This window comes from Paenibacillus sp. J22R3 (genome assembly GCF_056269305.1).
This window is the reverse complement of the sequence record NZ_JBWDNS010000002.1, coordinates 281,441-300,751: the sequence shown is the minus strand read 5'-3', so window position 1 is coordinate 300,751 and position 19,311 is coordinate 281,441. Positions and strand designations below refer to the sequence as shown.

At 51.6% G+C, this 19,311-nt stretch carries 17 protein-coding genes; 3 read left to right on the top strand and 14 right to left on the bottom strand.

What is annotated here, in order from left to right:
* Positions 1-57 precede the first annotated feature (57 nt).
* The 3 genes from AC0YN4_RS09645 to AC0YN4_RS09635 form a co-directional block, all read right to left on the bottom strand.
* Complete coding sequence (locus tag AC0YN4_RS09645; protein WP_475835687.1) at positions 58-1,665, bottom strand: DUF3502 domain-containing protein; 1,608 nt, start codon at positions 1,663-1,665, stop codon at positions 58-60.
* Positions 1,666-1,740: 75 nt separating this feature from the next.
* The gene (locus tag AC0YN4_RS09640; protein WP_090977358.1) at positions 1,741-2,625 is read right to left on the bottom strand and encodes a carbohydrate ABC transporter permease; all 885 of its coding nucleotides are present in this window, start codon (positions 2,623-2,625) and stop codon (positions 1,741-1,743) included.
* Between the two features lie 32 nt (positions 2,626-2,657).
* The gene (locus AC0YN4_RS09635; RefSeq protein ID WP_475781254.1) at positions 2,658-3,635 is read right to left on the bottom strand and encodes an ABC transporter permease; all 978 of its coding nucleotides are present in this window, start codon (positions 3,633-3,635) and stop codon (positions 2,658-2,660) included.
* 408 nt (positions 3,636-4,043) lie between these two features.
* Between AC0YN4_RS09635 and AC0YN4_RS09630 the strand changes: the two genes are divergently transcribed.
* Entirely contained in the window at positions 4,044-4,388 is a 345-nt protein-coding gene (locus AC0YN4_RS09630; RefSeq protein ID WP_475835686.1) for a hypothetical protein, read from the top strand.
* 182 nt (positions 4,389-4,570) lie between these two features.
* Here AC0YN4_RS09630 and AC0YN4_RS09625 read toward each other — a convergent pair whose 3' ends face one another.
* Both AC0YN4_RS09625 and AC0YN4_RS09620 read right to left on the bottom strand, forming a co-directional pair.
* Positions 4,571-6,358, bottom strand: coding sequence for a cache domain-containing sensor histidine kinase (locus AC0YN4_RS09625; RefSeq protein WP_475835685.1), 1,788 nt, complete (start codon positions 6,356-6,358; stop codon positions 4,571-4,573).
* Positions 6,351-7,994, bottom strand: a complete 1,644-nt coding sequence (locus AC0YN4_RS09620; protein WP_475835684.1) for a response regulator — start codon at positions 7,992-7,994, stop codon at positions 6,351-6,353. The genes AC0YN4_RS09625 and AC0YN4_RS09620 overlap by 8 nt, the downstream gene beginning before the upstream one ends.
* 318 nt (positions 7,995-8,312) lie before the next feature.
* On the opposite strand from AC0YN4_RS09620, the gene AC0YN4_RS09615 reads away from it, so the two are divergent.
* Together AC0YN4_RS09615 and AC0YN4_RS09610 are read left to right on the top strand one after the other, a co-directional pair.
* On the top strand, positions 8,313-9,386 hold the full coding sequence (locus tag AC0YN4_RS09615; protein ID WP_475781250.1) for a M42 family metallopeptidase: 1,074 nt from the start codon (positions 8,313-8,315) through the stop codon (positions 9,384-9,386).
* A 211-nt stretch (positions 9,387-9,597) separates the two neighbouring features.
* On the top strand, positions 9,598-10,131 hold the full coding sequence (locus tag AC0YN4_RS09610) for a hypothetical protein (protein ID WP_475781249.1): 534 nt from the start codon (positions 9,598-9,600) through the stop codon (positions 10,129-10,131).
* Positions 10,132-10,139: 8 nt separating this feature from the next.
* Here AC0YN4_RS09610 and gntK read toward each other — a convergent pair whose 3' ends face one another.
* From gntK to pbfA, 9 genes are all read right to left on the bottom strand, one after another.
* Positions 10,140-11,684, bottom strand: a complete 1,545-nt coding sequence (gene gntK, locus AC0YN4_RS09605) for a gluconokinase (protein WP_475836095.1) — start codon at positions 11,682-11,684, stop codon at positions 10,140-10,142.
* Between the two features lie 202 nt (positions 11,685-11,886).
* The gene (locus tag AC0YN4_RS09600; RefSeq protein ID WP_475781247.1) at positions 11,887-12,885 is read right to left on the bottom strand and encodes a zinc-dependent alcohol dehydrogenase; all 999 of its coding nucleotides are present in this window, start codon (positions 12,883-12,885) and stop codon (positions 11,887-11,889) included.
* A gap of 93 nt (positions 12,886-12,978) precedes the next feature.
* Complete coding sequence (locus AC0YN4_RS09595; protein WP_475781246.1) at positions 12,979-13,818, bottom strand: helix-turn-helix transcriptional regulator; 840 nt, start codon at positions 13,816-13,818, stop codon at positions 12,979-12,981.
* A 73-nt stretch (positions 13,819-13,891) separates the two neighbouring features.
* Positions 13,892-14,599 carry a hypothetical protein gene (locus tag AC0YN4_RS09590; RefSeq protein ID WP_475835683.1) on the bottom strand — a complete coding sequence of 236 codons (708 nt, stop codon included), beginning with the start codon at positions 14,597-14,599 and terminating at the stop codon, positions 13,892-13,894.
* Between the two features lie 3 nt (positions 14,600-14,602).
* Positions 14,603-16,063 carry a serine hydrolase domain-containing protein gene (locus AC0YN4_RS09585; protein ID WP_475781244.1) on the bottom strand — a complete coding sequence of 487 codons (1,461 nt, stop codon included), beginning with the start codon at positions 16,061-16,063 and terminating at the stop codon, positions 14,603-14,605.
* 15 nt (positions 16,064-16,078) lie between these two features.
* Entirely contained in the window at positions 16,079-16,384 is a 306-nt protein-coding gene (locus AC0YN4_RS09580) for a hypothetical protein (protein WP_475781243.1), read from the bottom strand.
* 234 nt (positions 16,385-16,618) lie between these two features.
* Complete coding sequence (locus AC0YN4_RS09575) at positions 16,619-16,813, bottom strand: hypothetical protein (protein ID WP_475781242.1); 195 nt, start codon at positions 16,811-16,813, stop codon at positions 16,619-16,621.
* Between the two features lie 300 nt (positions 16,814-17,113).
* Entirely contained in the window at positions 17,114-17,890 is a 777-nt protein-coding gene (locus tag AC0YN4_RS09570) for a DeoR/GlpR family DNA-binding transcription regulator (RefSeq protein WP_475781241.1), read from the bottom strand.
* A gap of 47 nt (positions 17,891-17,937) precedes the next feature.
* Positions 17,938-19,302 (bottom strand): (R)-1-hydroxy-2-aminoethylphosphonate ammonia-lyase, encoded by a 1,365-nt coding sequence (pbfA, locus tag AC0YN4_RS09565; protein ID WP_475781240.1) that lies wholly within the window; start codon positions 19,300-19,302, stop codon positions 17,938-17,940.
* Between the last annotated feature and the right edge of the window lie 9 nt (positions 19,303-19,311).

Genomic DNA, 19,311 nt, shown 5'->3' with positions numbered 1-19,311 from the left:
GTTTGCTCCTCAGCGTCAGCAAAAATCCGCGCCCGGTGAGAGGCGCGGATTTCTCGATTATTTCTTCGTAGCCAAGTAAGCATCGATTTGTTTTTGCGCTTCCGCGATGATTTTGTCAAGGCCGTTTGCTTTCTGCTTCTCGATGTAATCCGCTACTGCTTTATCCACATCTTTGGCATTCCCGTACTCGATCGGTTTGTGGAATTCTTCGACTGCTTGGTCGCGTTTAGCTACTTCGTTCTTGATATTGTCCTCGGAGATGAACAGTCCGTCTACCGGGGAGTTTACGTTAACCGGCAATGCTGCGAATTCGGCTTCATGCACCCAGAAGTCTTTGCCATAGGCTGGGTTTGGACGCATGAACTGCGGTTTCCACAGTGCCCATTGGCCGCCCCACTCCATGTAGTTGGACGTCGTCGTTTGCATGCCTTCCGGATAATTCGCTGTTTCGCCGTCAATCACGTAGGTTTTGCCTTCGATGCCGTATTGCACGAGATCATAGAGCGTTTTGTCGGTTTCAAGCATATCCAGGAATTGCAGCACACGGTCAGCATGCTCGGAGTTGCGATTAATTGCTACAACGTTAGCCAGCGCTGTACGGTTGACATATTTCTTGTCTGGGTAGAGAAGCGAGCTGGACAGCTTGTAGGACGGATCCGCGAAGCCCGGGTTTGCGTTAACCCATTCATGCGAGGAGTCGGTGTAGAACATTTTGCCGTTTCTCCATTGTGCCGCGCCGTCTTCTTTATCGATCATGGCATCTCTGTTGATGATACCGTCGTCGTACCATTTCTTCGCCATAAGCGCTGCTTCTTTGTAGAACGGTTGTTGTTCAACCGGTTGGATCTTCACAGCCGGATCGTTCAGGTAGAAGCCCATGCCGTGGAAGCCAAGGTCAACCCACTCATCGCGCTCCATGTAGATGCCAAGCGGCGTGGAACGGGACAGCTTATCTTTCGGGAACGCTTCTTTCAGCTTGTGCAGGAACGCATCGAGGTCTTCGATTGTTTTGATGGAATCCACAGCCGGCGTGATTCCTGCTTTATCGGTCAGATCCACCCGCCATACCGCATATTTACGTTGGTTCATGCTCATCGTCCAAGGAAGGCCGACGATTTTGCCATCCACTGTTGCAGCCGTTAGCGTGCCTTGTTCTTGATACTTGGCAAACAGGGTTGGTGCGAATTTCGGAAGGAGATCATTGAGCGCCATATAGGAGCCTTTGGCAGCCATTTGCTTATAGGAGAGCCAGTCGCCGTCAAAGTTCATATCCCATTTATCGCCGGAAGCGGCCATAACGAGCATTTTGTCCTTAAAGTCGCCAAACGGGATAAAGTTGATATCGAATTTCACGTTGAGCCCTTTTGTTTTCACATAATCGCTGACTGCAGACCATACTTCATCCGTAGCCGCTTTCTTGTCACCGCCAAAATAAAACTTCAGCGTTACTTCCTCTTGCTCCTTAGCTGTATTATCAGTCGTTGCTGCTGCGTTGTTCGTATCATCTGTGGTTGCATTGGATGTATTGTCGGTCGCCGTATTCGTCGTGCCGGATGAATTGTCCTTCGAGTTGCCGTTGTTGTTTGAACTACATGCTGAGAGTAATAGGCTAAGCATAAACACAATCGTGAGCAGCAGTGGAAGCTTGGCATGCATCTTCTTCATCGTGTACCTCTCCCCTTGAGCTTGTTTTTTATACTATCCAGCGCTACCGGTAGCGCCGTTATAGCTGTCTGTCTGTTACCCTTTCACTGCGCCAACCATCAAGCCTTGGACAAAATACCGCTGCAAGAACGGATACAAGAAGATGATCGGCCCGATCGTCACCACCGTGAGTGCCATCTTGATGGACTCGGACGGCAGCTGCGCGGAGATACGCTGCATATCGGCGGCATTGCTGGAGCTTCGGAGGAACTCTACGTTTGAAACGAGTGTGCGAAGGAGCAGCTGCAGCGGCTGCAGCTCTTGTTTATCGACGAACATGAGGCCCAGGAACCAATCGTTCCAATACCCCAGTGCGACGAACAAGCCGACCGTGGCGAGAACCGGTTTGGATAAAGGCATGATTAGCTGCCAGTAGATACGGTACTCGCTGGCTCCGTCCATTTTGGCGGATTCATAAATGTCCTCCGGGATGGAGAACAGGAAGTTGCGGATCAGAAACATATTGAACGCGTTCGCCAGCGGTGGCAGAATCATCGCGAAGATCGTATCCTTCAGGTGCAAGTAGTTGACGCATACGATGTACCAAGGCACCAATCCGCCGCTGAACAGCATCGTGATGATGACGTAGATCGAGAGAATGTTGCGGTATTTAAAAGAGCGCCTCGCCATCACGTACCCGCCCAAGCTGGTCAGGAAAACGGAGAACACTGTACCTGCAACAGTGACGAGTAAGCTGATGCCGTACGCATCCACAATTCGATTGGAGCCGAGCAGCAGAATCTCATACGACATGAACGTGATATGCCTTGGGAATAGCGAGTAGCCGTTGTTAATAATATCGTTCTCCGTTGCAAGCGAGCCGGTAATGACCATGAGAAACGGCAGCAGACAAGCAAGGCTGAACAAGGAAATGATGACGATAATGATCGTTTGCGAGATGGATATACGTTTTACCGGCATGGTGCCCTCCTTATGTTCGTCACGAAGTGAAGTTAGAAAATCGCTGAGTCCTTGTCGACTTTCCTTGCCGCATAATTGCTGCCAAGCACGAGGACGAAGGCAACGACCGATTGGATGAAGCCGGCTGCTGAGGCCATTCCGATATCGCCGGATTTCCGTAAGCTTCGATAGACCAGCGTATCGATAACATCTGTTGTCGGATAGAGGAGCGAAGCGTCGCCGACCATGGCGTAGAACATGCCGAAATCCGCATTCATGATTCGTCCGACGGCGAGCAAGGTGAGGATGATGATCGTCGGCTTCAGCATCGGAATGCTGATGAACCGAATCTGCTGCCAGCGGGATGCACCGTCAATGGAAGCGGCTTCATAATACGAGTTGTCAATGCTCGTTAGCGCGGCCAAATAGATAATCGTGCCATACCCGGTTACTTTCCAGCGGATGGCGATGGTCAGGATCAGCGGCCAAAGCCCTGCTTCGCTGTAGAAATCAATGGGCTGGAAGCCCAACCATTCTACAATGCGATTGATTGCGCCATTCTCGTAGTTGAGCAGGTTATATGTAAAGACGCCGACGACGATCCAGGAGATAAAGAAGGGGAGAAACGTGATCGACTGTGTAATTCGTTTAAAATATTTGTTACGCACCTCGTTCAGCATCAGCGCAAGTCCCACCTCGAAGATCAGCCCCACTGCGATGAACAACCCATTGAGCAGTATCGTGTTCCGGACTGCACGCGAAGCGGCATCCGACGATAGCAGGTAATCGAAGTTGTTGAGAATGGGCTGGGCCCATGGACTGCCGAAGATCCCTCTGGCGAAGTCGTAATTCTTGAAGGCGATGATGAGACCCGCGAGCGGCAAATAGTTAAAGACAAGGAGCAGGATGCCGACCGGGAGGAACATCACGTAGAGCGAGTGGTTTCGCATGAGATCGGAGACGAAGCTCGACCTCTTGCGATAGACAGCTGCAGATATCGGTTTATTCCCAACTTCGCTGCTTGGTTTCATGGGCGTCCTTACCTTTCTTGTTCATGTTTGGTAGCTGCTTATCGTTGCTATAATCATCATAATGGATGGCCCGCCTAGCTACTATGAGCCAAAATTAAACTTTGTGGTGTAAACTTGGCCTCTGAATGGGAAAGTGCGCGTTGGCGTATTGCGTCACGGTGCGACGAGCTGCGCTGCGAGCTTGAGCAGCAAGTGTTGCTCTGGGAGCTACTCTTGCTCTGGTATCGCAGACTAATTGCTAATGTGTGGCTCTGAGAACTACTCTTTCTCCGAATTCGCTCATTCTCCTCTCATGTGTGGTTCTGGGAGCTACTCTTTCGCTCATATCGCCGACTAATTGCTGATGTGTGGCTGTGGGATCTACTTTTCTGCTGATATCACCGTTTTAGCACCCATGTAGACTTCCTGATGGGCTTCATCCGCTCAAAAACACTGGTTTCCTCCCATGTAGACTTCCTGATGGGCTTCATCCGCTCAAAAACACTGATTTCCTCCCATGTAGACTTCCTGATGGGCTTCATCCGCTCAAAAACGCTGATATCCTCCCATGTAGACTTCCTGGTGGGCTTCATCCGCTCAAAAACGCTGGTTTCCTCCCATGTAGACTTCCTGATGGGCTTCATCCGCTCAAAAACGCTGGTTTCCTCCCATGTAGACTTCCTGGTGGGCTTCTTTATCTCTACTTCCTACTACTGTGCGGTAACTTTATCTCTCTTGAAGCTACTTTCTCGAAGTTCTACACATGTGCGGTAGCACGTACCTCTCTCGACGCTACTTCGCAGTTATCCCGCACATGTGCGGTAACTGCTGCCTCTCATCTGCACCACTAGCCACCCAAACAAAAGGGCACCTATTCCAACTCCGGAATAGTGCCCTCCCTTCCCTCGCTCAGCCAAGCACGCAAGCACTCCCTCACACACACAACCCGCCGACCGCTAACCCTGCTCCTCCTCCGGCTCCATGATCGGGTGGCGCAATACGATGCGCGTCCCGCTCCCCGCTCTGGCCTCGATCTGCAGCGTATACGCCTCGCCAAAATACAGCTTCAGCCGGTCATTCACGTTGCGCAGGCCGACGCCGCGGCGTTTGGCTACAGGGGCTGCCTTCTCCTCCGGATGGGTCAGTTCCTGCAGCACCGCCTCCGGAATACCTTGTCCATTGTCGCTCAGCTCAATGACAATATCCGTCCCCTCGCGGCGCCCGGTCAGCATGATCTTCCCTTTCTCCGGATTGCTCCGAATACCATGATGAATCGCATTCTCAACAAGCGGCTGCAGCAGTAAGCGGAGAAACGGCGCATGCAGCACCTCTTCATCGATCGAAATCAAGAACCGTACCTGGTTGCCGAGGCGTGCCTGCTCGATGCGGACATAGGCCTTCACCTGCTCGATTTCCCTCGATACCGTCGTAATTTCCTTGCCTTGATTGAGACTCAAGCGCAGCAAGTTACCTAGAGAGGATACCATTTCGCTTATATCCGGCATGTTATGGTACTCCGCCTTCCACCGGATCGACTCCAGCGTATTGTACAGAAAATGCGGATTGATCTGATGGCTCAGCACTTGAAACTCCAGCTCTTTCTTCGTCCGCTCGGCTTGCGTCGTTTGGTCGAGGAGCTGCTGGATTTTGCCCGTCATGTTGTTAAAGCCCCGATACAGCCAGCCGATCTCGTCTCTTCGGTCCGATGGCGGCAGCATGAACTGGAACTCGCCGGACTCCAGCTTACGCATGGAACGAACCAGCCTATGCAGCGGATGAGTGAAATACAGCGTCATATAGATGATGACCCCGATGCAGCAGATCAAATAAATAATGAGGAAGAAAACAAGCAGCTTATCCATTTCCTGAATGGGGTGCGTCAACTGCTCCAGCGGCGTCGTGCTTACGAGCATCCATTGCTCCGTATCCAGCTTCACATAGGTGACCAGCTGCTTCTCGCCGTCAATCGTGAGCGTCTCCGCTTTCTGCGTCGAGGCCGCAATCGAATCGATAAGCGGCTTGGACGGGATGAGCTTGCCGGCCAGCGCATTGTCTGCCGTATCATAGAGCACATACCCGCTGCGCGTCATCAGAAACATGCGCTGCCCCTTCATCCGCTGCGAAGGCGAGAGATACCGTTTCAGCTGATCCTCAGTCAAATCCGTAATGACGATCCCACGCGGAATTTGATCATGCAGCCCTGTAAACCGTTTGATTTTGGACAGCATCGGTCGAAAATACGTACTTTCCGCAGGCATGAACAGATGCCACGTCGGCGTAATCGTCTTCTGTGCCGCCTTGAACCAGTTGCTTGTCTGAAACCCCTTCTGTTCATCCAGTGTGTTGATATACATGGGATGTTCGTTCGGATCAATCGGAAATACACGTACTCGAAAAGCATCCACCTGCGACTTCGATTGATCGAGCAGCAGCATCATGCCGGAAATAAAAGCACTCTCATCCTCCGCCCTAGTCATCGAATTCTCCATCAGCTGCTGAAACTTCGTATTGCCGATAATGCCGTTTATCTGCTCGTTCAGCTGGTTGAGATAGCGATCCAGATTCTGCTTGGATTGGAGCATGTAGTCCATCGAGAAGGAGGCATTGGCATTCGAGATGCCTTCAACCGACTTGATATGCGCATAATAAGCAAAGAGCAGAAACGGCACGATGATAATGATGAAGAAAATGCCAATTACTTTATTGCGTAAGGAGGCCGCTTGCTGAAGCGAATAGCTACTCATCGATGATTCCTCTCAGCTTCCGATATTCTTTGGGCGTATGGCCAACGTTCTTCTTGAACAGCTTCGTAAAATGTACCGGGTCCCGGTAGCCTACCTCTTGCGAGACCTGATAAATTTTACTCCCGACATCCCCTAACATTTCCTTCGCCTTCTCAATCCGCACCTCGGTCAAATATTCCAAGAAGGTCTGCTGCTTCTCCTTCTTGAACAGCTTGCTCAGCCACACCGGCGTAACATGAACCTCCAGCGAAACGGTGTGCAGCGTCAAATTATCCCCATAATTCCGCTGAATCACCTTCTCCGCCTCCGAAATAATTTGGCTTTGCGGCACCCAGTTTTTCCTGAAATCCGCGGCAATGGATACCAGATAGCTCTCCACCTGGATTCGCAGCGATTCGAGTGTATCGTACTGCTCCAGCCGATCCCAGATGGCGATGGGGTTGCGTTCCCAGCCCCTTTCTTTCCATCCGCCGGCGGCCGCTTTCTTGAATAGCTCAAGCAGCCATTCGAATATTTTCTGCTGAATATCTTTGATGTTGGTCGCGCCCCATGTCCGTACAAATTCAGGGAAGGACTGCATGACAGTCCGGATTTCAAGGTCGGATCCGTAACGAATGAGATCGAACATTTCATTGACGTTGCCAATCGACAGCTCCGAGAACTCCGCATCGACGCCGAGATCCTGACGAAGCAGCAGCCGATTGCCGCCGTAGACCGCCTTCTGCTCCAGAATATCTGCCGCTTCCTGCCGCATATCATGCAGCTGCTTAATGCCGCCGACCGTTGAGGCGAGCCCGATGCTGACCTTCACTTTGACATAGCCGTTAATCCGGTCGATGCACGTAACAGCAATATCCTTAATGGAGCAAAGCTGTTCTTGATGATTGCAGCTGAGAACGATCGCGAATCGGGACTTCGCATCGCTGTACATGCAGGCCGGATGCCCATATTCCTCCTGCAAAGTCTGCTTCACGACATTGCTGATGCCGAAGAGGACAAGCTCCTTCTCCTTGCGATACAGCTTCCCTTGATCGATCGCCTTCAGATCGTCTACTTCTATGAGCATGAGCGCAAGCTTGTGCTGCGTCAGCCACTCCAGCTGCAAATTGCCGAGTCTGTGCATCATGCGCGATTCCCAGTACGGGTTATACTCGTTCTCCGCCGCTTCGCGAACGACTTCCTCTTGCATCTTCGGCAACGCAAAATGCACCTGATTCTCCAGCAGCAGCTTATTCTGCTTGTCGAGCCGCTCCTCGCGGATTTGACTAAGAGCCTTGTGTATAACCTGCGACAGCTCCTCGATATTAATCGGCTTCAGCACATAATCAATGGCGCCAAGCTGCATCGCATGCTTCACCAGATCAAAATCATCATAACCGCTGATTACGATCGACTTGCCCGAGAAATTACCCCGCTGATGCAGGGACTGAATGAATTCGAGACCCGACATGCGGCTCATTTTGATATCCGTCACGATAACGTCCGGGTTTAACTGCTCCGTCAGCTCAAGCGCCGTTTCACCGTCGTCAGCTGTATATATTTCATCCATTTCGATGCCAAAATCCATCCAAGGAAAACGAAGCCGAAGCCCCTCTCTGATTTCCTTCTCATCATCTACAATCAGCACTCGATACATGTTCTCTCATCACCCTTTACCGAGTATGTATGCGACTTCAACATGAACGTACCGTTATCTTATCGCTCTTAATTCCAGGCAGGCAATGGGGGAATATTATCTTTAACAGGTCAATCGAAACCAACTTGGAAGCGCTTCATTACAGTTCGACAACAATTGTCCTTTCCCTTCCACATGGTTTGCCAAAGAAACTTTGAGGCGATTATGAATAATGGCTTGGACGCCTCATTTACCTTCGTTTGGAAAGGCGGTAGAATAGGGGTGTTTGGTTTACCTGAATGCATATCCCCCATCCCATTACGATAGCGAGGAATTATCATGAACCAAGAAACAATGGAACTGATGCGTACGTTAACCGAATTTCAAGCGGCTTCCGGATTTGAGCGGGAGCTACGGAGCTTTGTGCGCGGTGAGCTTACGAAATATACAGATGAAATCGTGCAGGATCGGCTAGGCAGTATCTTTGGCGTTATGCGCGGCGATGCGAGCGGTCCGGTCATTATGGCGGCTGGTCATTTGGACGAAGTCGGCTTTATGATTACGGGAATAACAGAGAACGGCATGCTCAAGTTCCAAACGCTTGGCGGCTGGTTCAGCCAAGTGCTGCCTGCACAGCGCATTCAAGTGATGACCGAGAACGGGCCGATTGTCGGCATCATCGGAACGACGCCTGTTCATCTGCTCGATGAAGCAGCGCGCGGCAAGCCGCTGGATGTGAAAGGTATGTATATCGACATCGGCGCGGACAGCCGCCAGCATGCGGAAGAAGTCGGCGTGCGCATCGGACAGCAGGCTGTTCCGTATTGTCCGTTCACTCCGCTCGCGAATCCGAAGAAAATTATGGCGAAATCATGGGATAACCGCTACGGCGTCGGGCTTGCCATCGAGCTGCTTAAAGAGCTGCATGGTCAGAAGCTCCCGAATGTGTTGTATGCAGGGGCAACCGTACAAGAAGAGCTCGGACTTCGCGGTGCCAAAACAGCATCTGCCATGATTAAACCGGATCTGTTCTTCGCCATGGATGCCAGCGCGGCGAACGACATGAACGGCGACAAGTCGCAGTTCGGCCAGCTTGGTCAAGGCACTCTGCTGCGTCTCTATGATCCAAGCATGCTGACTCACCGCGGTATGGTGGAGTACGTGCTGGATATGGCGCAAACGCACAACATCCCGTACCAGTATTTCGTATCCCAGGGCGGAACGGACGCCGGAGCGGTACATACGCAAGGAATCGGCATCCCTTCAACCGTCATCGGTGTATGCGCAAGGTACATTCATACCTCGGCTTCCGTCCTGCATACGGATGACTACGATGCAGCTAAAGAGCTGCTCGTGAAATTGGTACAGCATTGCGACCGCACGACCTACCAGACGATTATTGACCGTTCGTAAGAGGCGTTATTAAGAAAAGACCAGTGAATCGTTCGTTAGCCGAACGATCACTGGTCTTTTTGGCATCACCTGCATGACAAGCGCATCTCCGCTAGGAAGGAGAAAGCCGTTTCATCTGGGTTAGTACAATTTTCTATTTAGCAGATCGAAACATTACGCTGTATCTATTCGTCCATAAAGTGAAAGCATAAAGGTAGAAAGGGTGATGGTAATGCAAGCACATATTGGTAAGCGTTCAAATGTCTGGTACAGGCTGACTTCAGCCGTTCTCATAGCCGTCACCGTCTTCGCTGTAGTTGGCTGCAGCCAATCGGATCAAAATAAGAGCACAACGGAGCATCAAGTCCGTAATTTGCCAACGATCACGAGTCAAATCAAAGCCGGAACCAATCCGTTCGAAGTAGCCGGCATCGAGGATCCGCAGGCATTCTTCGACGTTTTCGATGAGGTCAAAACAGCCATCGCCCAGGACGATAAGGTCACTGTAGCGAATCATATTCTATACCCGCTCAGAGTGAACAGCACATCTGGCTCGCAGCTGATCAAGACACGCCGGGATTTTGTCGATCAATACGACACCATCATCGACAAGTCGATCAAACAAGCGATTGCCGAGCAAGAAGCGGATCAAGTATTCGTGAATTATCAAGGCGTCATGGTCGGCAACGGCGACATCTGGTTCGGCGGCAGCGCGGATAAGCCTCAGGTGATCGGGATCATCGCCATTAATCACGATATTCGCTGACAGTCGAGCTACTGAAACAATTTGCGCTGATAATCGGCAATACTAGCGTATTCATCTGTCAGCTTCTCCGATAGGCGCAAGTAGATAGGCAGCAGCTCCTCATAGTGGGCTGCTGCTTCTTTATTAGGCGTAAGCTCGAACGTCGAGCCCATCATCTTCGAGACGATCGACAATGAATCGGCACGGCCGATCGCCATTAATCCGAGCACAACCGCCCCTAAGCAGGAGCTCTCGAAGCTCTCCGGAATGACAATCCTCTGCCCCAATATGTCCGCCATCATCTGACGCCAGAGCGCAGAGCGTGCAAATCCGCCGGTGGCATGGATTTTGGCCGGCTTACCGATCGTTTCCTCCAAGGCATGAAGAACCGAATACAAATTGTAGTTGATGCCTTCCAGCACAGCACGCATCATATGCTCCTTGCGGTGATGCAGCGACAGACCGAAGAAAGAACCGCGCGCATCGGGGTTCCAGAGCGGTGCTCGTTCACCCGTCAGGTACGGGTGGAAAATCAATCCGTCCGAGCCGGGACGCACCTTCTCCATCATTTGCGTCAGCACGTCGTAAGGGTCTAACCCCTTACGACGTGCTTCTTCCGCCTCTGCAGAAGCCAGCTCATCTCTGAGCCAGCGGAAGATGACGCCGCCGTTGTTAACCGCCCCGCCGATGACCCATTTGTCCGCCGTCAGCGCATAGCAGAAGTAACGGCCCTTCGGATCCGTTACGGGTTTATCTACAATCGTACGGATCGCGCCGCTTGTTCCGATCGTAAGCGCCACGACGCCGGGAGCAATCGCATCCACGCCTAGATTGGACAGCGGACCATCACTCGCACCTACAACGAATGGTGTGCTCGGCAGCAAGCCGATTTGTTCCGCTGCTTCGGCTTTCAGCCCGCTTAGTACATGTGTCGTCGGAACGAGCTCCGACAGCCGCTCACTCGTAATGCCCGCAATACGAAGCGCTTCCTCATCCCAATCCAGCTTCTCCAGATTCATCATCCCGGTTGCCGAAGCAATCGAATGATCGACGACATAGAGGCCAAATAGCTTAAAGAACACATATTCCTTAATCGAGATGAACTTCTTCGCAAGGACGAACAGTTCCGGTTCGTCGTGTCGCAGCCAGAGCAGCTTCGTAATAGGCGACATCGGGTGTACCGGTGTGCCTGTCCGCAAATAAACCTCATGACCGCCCATTTCATTCTTGAACTTTGCTGCCCATGCTGCGCTGCGATTGTCCGCCCAGGTCAAGCATCTCATGATCGGCTTCCCGTCAGCATCAACCGGAATCACGCTATGCATGGCCGAGCTGAATGAAACGAACAGCACATCCGCCGCATTCACGCCTTGCATGATTTGCTTCATTGTCGAAACTACCGCGGCATAAATCTCATCCGGATCCTGCTCCGCCACTTCCGGTGTCGGCGTATAAAGCGGGTACTCCACATGTGCCGAGGTGACGATACTGCCGTCCTCCCGGAACAGCACGGACTTCGTGCTCGTAGTCCCAATATCCACGCCAATCATATAGTTCATCTGTTCGCTCTTCATCGTTAAGCCTTCTTCCCCGTCAACACATACAAGCTTCGCGCGCTTAGCCCGAGTATGTATTTCGTTTATCATCACTTTCCATGTAGTATATATTCCCTGCCTTTAGAGCGCAATGTTGGGAGATGCGACCTGCCGCAGAAAAAGCCGCCCAAGCCCCCTCATAAGAGGAAGCCTGGACGGCTTGCAATTACACACTCTATCTTTACAGCAAATCCCAGTCAAACATAACGCCAATCGCCGAGGTGCGATCCTTCATCAGGAAGTCATATGCAGCAGGCGCCTCAAGCGGCGAATAGGTATGGGTCATCAAATGTTCGAGGTTCATTCGACCTTGGAGCAGGTAATCGTAGAATACGGCTGTCATTTGATCGCCGGTCACGCCGTTGTAGTTGCGCGTCATGCTGGCATGAACACCAAGAATAGCTACGGAGTTCGAAACGACGCGCGGCCCGATTACTTGCTGGGACGGCTGAGTTGTATCGCCGAGCAATACGACACGGCCCATTTCCTTCGCAAGCAGCGTTGCCGGCGCCAATACAGCCGGATGGCCCGTAATATCATACACCACGTCGCACATGCTTCCGCCCGTAATTCGGCGCACTTCTTCAGCCGCTACATCAGCAGCAGCGCAGATCGTATGCGTCGCTCCGCTCTTGCGGGAGAACTCCAGGCGCGATTCCGCCTGATCAATCACAATGATATGTCTGGCTCCGGCGGCTCTCATATACTGCACGACCAGCTGGCCGAGCAAGCCTTGGCCGATGATGGCAATCGATTCGCCGAGCTTCAGCTCCGCGCGGCGCGTGCCTACTTGCGTAATTTGTCCAAGCGTCAGCCAGGAAGCTTGCTCATCTGTAATGCCGTCCGGAATCGGTTTTACGTTGCTCGCTTGGGTATTGAAGTATTGTCTGTGCTGCATATTGGACGTGACTCGATCGCCAACCTTAAATGCTTCGACGCCTTCGCCCACTTCCATAATTTCAGCAGCCATGGAGTACCCCGGGTAGAACGGATACTGCACCCAGGATTCCCAGTTCGTATTCGTATCGAAAATTCCGCGCAGGCAAAGCGTTTCCGTGCCGGTGCTGATTAGCGATTTTCTGGCTTTGCAGCGCACCTCGCCGGGCTGCAGAGGAGCTAGTTCTTCCTCACGTACTTCAACGACCTGCGCCGCTGGAAAAATAATATTCGTGGAATTCATGGAACTGTTCCCTCCCATTCGTCTATACGGACATTGTAGGAGAAAAGAGTGCGCTTACAATAGAGCAGTTTTATCGCTATAATGATCATTTCTTTAGGTTATCGTTTCCTGCATGAACCGGCGGTACTGAATGGGCGCCATACCGGTATACTTCTTGAACAGCCGTGTAAAGTTCGTCACCTCAGAGAAGTGAAGCGCCTCCGCTACCTGCGTAACGCTCATATCCAGATCGGTAAGCAGCAGCGCTTTGGCCTTCTCAATTCGCAGCCTGCGCTGCAGTCCGATCGGCGACATGCCGTACAGTTCCTTGAATCTGCTGCTTACATACGCCGTGTTCAAGTGCAGCTGCTGTGCCATCTCCGCTAACGAGAGCGGCTTCTCCGGCTGCTGCACGATTTGGCATAACATGCCGAGGAAGCTCTGCTGCCCGCCTGCTGCCGTATCGGCAACCGCTCGCTGTCCGATCGCCTCATCAAACAAGAGATACAACAGCTCCAGCGACTTCGCTTTCTGCAGAATCGCCGCCGGCAGCGATGAGGCATTGCGCCTCGATTCCATGAGCTGCTCGAAGACGGTCTCGAAGCGTTCCTTCTGCTTCAGCTGATAGATATACGGAATTTGAAACAGCGGCAGCACATCCAACACCCGCTCCACTTTGTATGTAAAATGCCACCATAGAATAATCGCCTCATCATCCGTGTCTTTATATTGATCATGGATCAAATGAGGCGGAATGAAGATTACACTGCCTGGCACAATCTCATAGACCGCATCGCCAATACGCAGCTTTGCCGTGCCTGTTTTGTGATAGGACATCATGTACTCGCTCGCGAACGCTCGCTCGCGAAAGTTCATTTCCCTGCGTGTATGAATGGCAAACTCCGACACATTCAGCTCCGCTTGTTGAAGGAGCTTAATCAAGTACTGATTCACTTGTAATCCCCACCTTACTATCTGTCTGCCTTCCTAGCTGCATAGTCGCCGGTTACCTCACATTTATCTCAGGTCACGGGATCGTGGGATTACCATTCTTCAAACGGTCGAATTCATAGATCGCTTGCAGCTTATACTCACTGTTCTCGTCATCCCGATGATAAAGGCCCATATAGCCGACATCGGCGAAAATCATCGTTTCCACGTCAGTCCGCATCTCATCGCTGCGGCTTGATTGCCAGTAATAATGCAGCTGAATCGGTGCTTCATACCACAGCCAATCCAGATCTTTGATGGTCTGATTGTGATGCGTCAGTACCCAGATTTGAAAAAGCACATGCGGATCTTTGATATCAATTTGCGATGCCAGATTCACGGTCTTTAAACGTTCCGCTTCCTTTCGCAGCAGCTCATGAATCTCCGAATCCGCTGTAATGGTCGTTATGGAACGTACTTCATTGAACTGTGCCGCATATTGATCCGCTTTGGCATGTACGCGCAGCTCGTGGAACGAGAGGGTAGGCAAATAGAAATTTGCCGTTACCGTAACCAAGCCGAAGATCAGCGCTCTCAGCAAGAAGCCTTGCTTCTTCTTGTTCCTGTAGGACAGTCCGATGAGGAACCCGACCGGAATCAATACCTTACTAATATTGACGTAGAAATTGCATAAGCAATAGAGCGCGACGATCATCAGCCACATCCGTACAGTCATGGCTTTACGCTGATCGAGATAGGAAACCAGAAGGAGTGCCAGCAAGCCAACCCAAATCATGATGTTCATGATTTAACGGATTCCGCGAACGATGTTCGTGTCGGTCGATACGAAAGAAACATTTTGCCGGTAACGAAGCTCCAGCTCTTGATCCCCCAATTGAATCTCGAAAGTCACCGTAAAAGGTGCTTCGACGAAACGCAGCGTTATGATTAGCGTGTCTTGCTCCTGCCAGGTAAAGCTGGCCATCGTCCGCTGCCTGTCACGTGCATTCGGTTCCGGTTGGAGGAGTCTGCCGCTGCCTTCCTTCCACGTACCGCGTCCGCCATTCACGAGAAACTGGCCTTCGGCTCCTTCGAATGTAATGACAGCCTCATCGCGCTCGAATTGGAGGGTAAGAAATTCCCACTGCTGCGAGTTCTTATCCAGTCGGTATCTATTGCCGGACACAAGTTCCTCTCGTGCAGAGCTAGTTTTGCCGATAGCCGGCGGATGAAGAGCTAAGGATGCGAGCCGCTCGGATAGCTGTGCGGCTTGTTCGCCATTTGCTCCCAGTGGGAGCGGTTGATCCAAGGCAGCGGGCAGGATATGCGTCCAGATAGCATCCAAGACACCTTGCATGTCATTCGTGCTGCTTGTGATCGCGATTACCATGTCTTGCTCCGGCATAACGATGCAGAACTGACCGAATGCGCCGTCCCCGCGGTACGCACCGTGACGGCATTGCCAGAACTGATAGCCATACCCCTGTGCCCACTCGTTGTCTCCGCCATCGCCATTGTCAATTTGCTTCGAAGTTGCTTCCTCGATCCAAGCTTCGGAGATCAGTCGCTTGCCTTCCCAGAGCCCTTTCTGCAAGTAAAGCTGCCCGAACTTCGCAACGCCTTCGGTGGTCAGCGCCAATCCCCATCCACCTACATTGATTCCAAGAGGGCACTCTCCCCATGTCGCGCCTATAATCCCAAGCGGGCCAAACAATCGTGGTTGCAAATAATCGATCAGCTTCTGTCCGGTGACCTTCTGAAGAATTGCCGACAGCATGTAGGTGGCTCCACTGTTATAGACGAAATGAGTACCCGGCTCCCGCTCCACAGGTAGATGCAGGAAAGTTCTTGCCCAATTGTCATCCGTGCCGGTTATGAGGTTAACAATGGTGTCCGTTTCATTGCCGGTTCCCATCATGAGCAAATGGCGAATACGCATCGCTTGCAAATTCGGTGATGGTTCCTGCGGCGTCTCATCCGGAAAGTAGGAAATGACGCTGTCATCGATCGATAGCAGCCCCTCCATCACGGCCATTCCGATTGCTGTAGAGGTGAAGCTCTTGCTTAGCGAGAACAGCATATGCGGAAGCTGACGCGAGTAAGGCGCCCACCATCCCTCGGCTGCTACTTGACCATTCCGCATCATCATCATGCTATGTATTTCGATTTGACGCTCCTGCCACTCATTCAGCAGGGCCGTAATCGCCTGCGGATGAATGCCCAGCTCTTCGGGCCGGCTTCTGGGCAGGCGCAGCTCTGTTCTTGTCATAGGGGGAACCGCCTCTCAAAGTTGTGGCTTATTATCCTGATTTTCATTACTGCCGAACTCTTTCCAATTGGTCTTAATCTGGTTCATCAGCTTGGAGAGCGGCCGTTCAAACTCTGCAGCAACCAAATAGCAGATGCCCACAATTAAGGCGAACCTGCTCATGACTAAGGGTCCGTTGCCTACATAATCCAGCATGGCATTGAATAATTCACGGTTCCAGGAAGTGACGTTCGAGCCGAATATAGCCGCTGATACGTACCGGATGCCATAGAGAAAAGCTGCGATGCTGATGAGAATAATACCGACTGATCTCCTGTTCATACATACCTCCTGCGAGTTGATATGCTGAAGTTTACTTCAGCAGTTCATGGAAATAGCCTCGTTTTCGAAGTAGTTGTTGCAAATTGTGCAACATTTTCCCATATAGATGAGCATCTGAGAGAAAATGTTGCAGATTCTGCAACACATGCTGTCTAAATCGGCGGGAAAGTCCCTATTTGGGAATAATTGTTGCATTTTTCGCAACATTCACATGTTTGGAACGCAAAGTAGAGCTCAATGTTGCATAATGCGCAACATTTTTGAATTGAACCAGAAGTGCTTAATCCAGGAAGAAGTCATCTGCGTTTCGCCTTTACCCGCATGCCCGATCGGCATCGGTCCGGCATTGTCAGGCGGATACGCCACATATTTATCGATGCCTCCAACCTGGATCGTTTCGAAAACAAGCGGATTCGGCAGCTCCTCCATCGCCTTCCAGCCCCAGGAATGCCCCCACTCCAGCGTTTCCTCACGTGTCAGCTCTGCCGCCGCACGTCAAAGACTAAGCGCCTGCAGCCCTTCCATACCCTGATGATGCTGCACCTCGAATTTGCTCAGGACGCATTCTCGTCAAATACATCTTCCTATCCTCCCTGACCGACTGGCGGCATTATCACTATTAATTCTTATTCTGCTTCGCCTCTATCGAAACCTGTTAGATTGTGATATCCCTACGAATAAAAAAAGCGAATGCATTTCCCGCAAAGGAGATGCAATCGCTTATTATGATCAAGCCAACCAACTAACCCCCATCTCCTCTAACGATCCCCTCCAGCCGGCAGGGGGCTCATTATCAGAGACTATGCAATGAATATCCGTCAGGTCGGCGATCTTCGCGACCGTTCGTTTGCCGATCTTCGAGGAATCGGCGACTACGATCGACGTTTCCGAGCAGCGGATCAGCTTGCGCGTGAATAAGGCCCGCTCGAAGTCGTAGCTCGTAATTCCGTTCTCGAGCGAGACGCCATCCACGGAGAGGAAGGATTTATGCACATAGAAGTCCTCCATCACTTTCTCTGCGATCGGGCCTGACACCCGCATATGCTTGCTATTGACTTCTCCCCCGATGAAGATCATTCTACCGTCGAACAACCCTCTCTTCTGATAGTCGATAAGAAGAATAAGCGTCGGAATGGAGCATACGAGAATGGTAAGATTGCGTTTGTCTGCCAGGTGGTGAAGAATCTGCATAGCCGTGCTGCCTTCATCGATAACGATAACGTCATCATTCTCGATTAAATTCGCCGCCAGCATACCGATTTTCCGCTTCTCTTCGGCATGAATGACCTCACGTTCGTGATAGGCAGGCTCGAAATCGGCCTGTACCTTAACCGCCCCGCCGTAAACCTTCTTGAGCTTGCCGTCCTTCTCGAGATCATCAAGGTCGCGCCGAATCGTCTCCGTCGTCACCTCGAACTTCTGTGCAAGCTCGTTCACTTGAACCTTCCCTTGGATGACCAACAGCTCAAGAACGCGTTTCTTTCTTTCCTCACTTGCCAGCGACATGCTGTTCACCCCTTGATCTTATTAGTGCCATTATATCAAAAGGGGATTCATTCGTAATAGCTTCCACTTGCAACCTCATGAATCGACAGCTCAATTTGCTCAAGCGCCCAGCGCATTTGCTCGATTGTAATCAATAGAGATGGCCGCAATGTAATGACATTGCCCTCAATAATCTTGAACGCGACGCCTCTTTCCATCGCCTTATACATGACAGCTTCGGCTTCCGTGACGGCTTTCTCTTTGGTCCGCTGATCTTTCACGAGCTCGACGCCAAGATGCAAGCCGACCCCGTTGACATTGCCCGCCATCGGACAACGCTCGCGAAGCCCTTCAAGCCATTCCAGCGTAAATTGGCCAACTTTCTCTGCATGCTCAACAAGCGAGTGTTTCTCCAGATATTCAATCATGGCCAGCCCCGCCGCAGCAGACAGCCCATTCTTCTCATGTGTAAAATGCCCGATGGACAAGTGGCCCAGCACGTTGAAGCTCTCTCTGGTTACGAGGGCAGCCATAGGAAGAAGCCCGCCGCCAAGCGACTTGCCAAGTACAAGAATATCCGGCGTCACACTGTGCTCACAAGCAAACATTTTGCCCGTACGACCGAAACCTTCAATAATTTCGTCAAAAATAAGCAGTGCCCCGTGTTTCTCGCACAGCTCCTTCACCCGCTCCCAGAAACGACGGCTTGGCACGATCGGAGTAGCCGAGATCGGCTCACCGATGACGCACGCGATATCACCTTCGCGCTCGAACAGGAGCTCCATCTGGCGCAGAATTTCATGATCCACGGCCTCATCTGAATCGAAGCCCCACGGGTTACGATAGTAATTCGGGAACTCCACATGGAGCGCTCCCGGCACCATTGGACCGTTGCCTGCTTTGAACAGGCGTTCGCCACCGACGCTTGAAGCCTGAAATCCGTTTCCATGGTAGGAATCCCAGAACGAGATCGTCTTCCACTTGCCCGTAATCTGCTTCGCCAGCATAACCGCCATCTCAATGGCTTCCGAACCGCCGGGTGCAAACAGCACGCGATCAAGCCCAGCCGGCGTGATTTCGACAAGCTTCTTAGCCAGCGCCACCGCATATTCGTTCGTATACCGCCTTGGCGTGAACGTTTGCTTGTTCCGTAGTGCCGTAATCACCGCTTCGATCACATCATCATTATTGAAACCAACGTTATGGACCCCGTTCCCGTGCATGTCGATGTACGCTTTGCCGTCCATGTCATAGATATAGATGCCTTCCGTCTTCGACAAGACGTTCATGACCGGAGTAGACAAGCTTTGATGTAGAAAATAGCGGTTGTCATCCTCGAAAACAGCCTGTGCCGCTGCACTCAAGTTGCGTTTCCAATAACGGCTCCGCGCGTCGGTTTGGTTGATGTCCCCTTGCTCCCTGCTCATCTCCATGACCTTTTT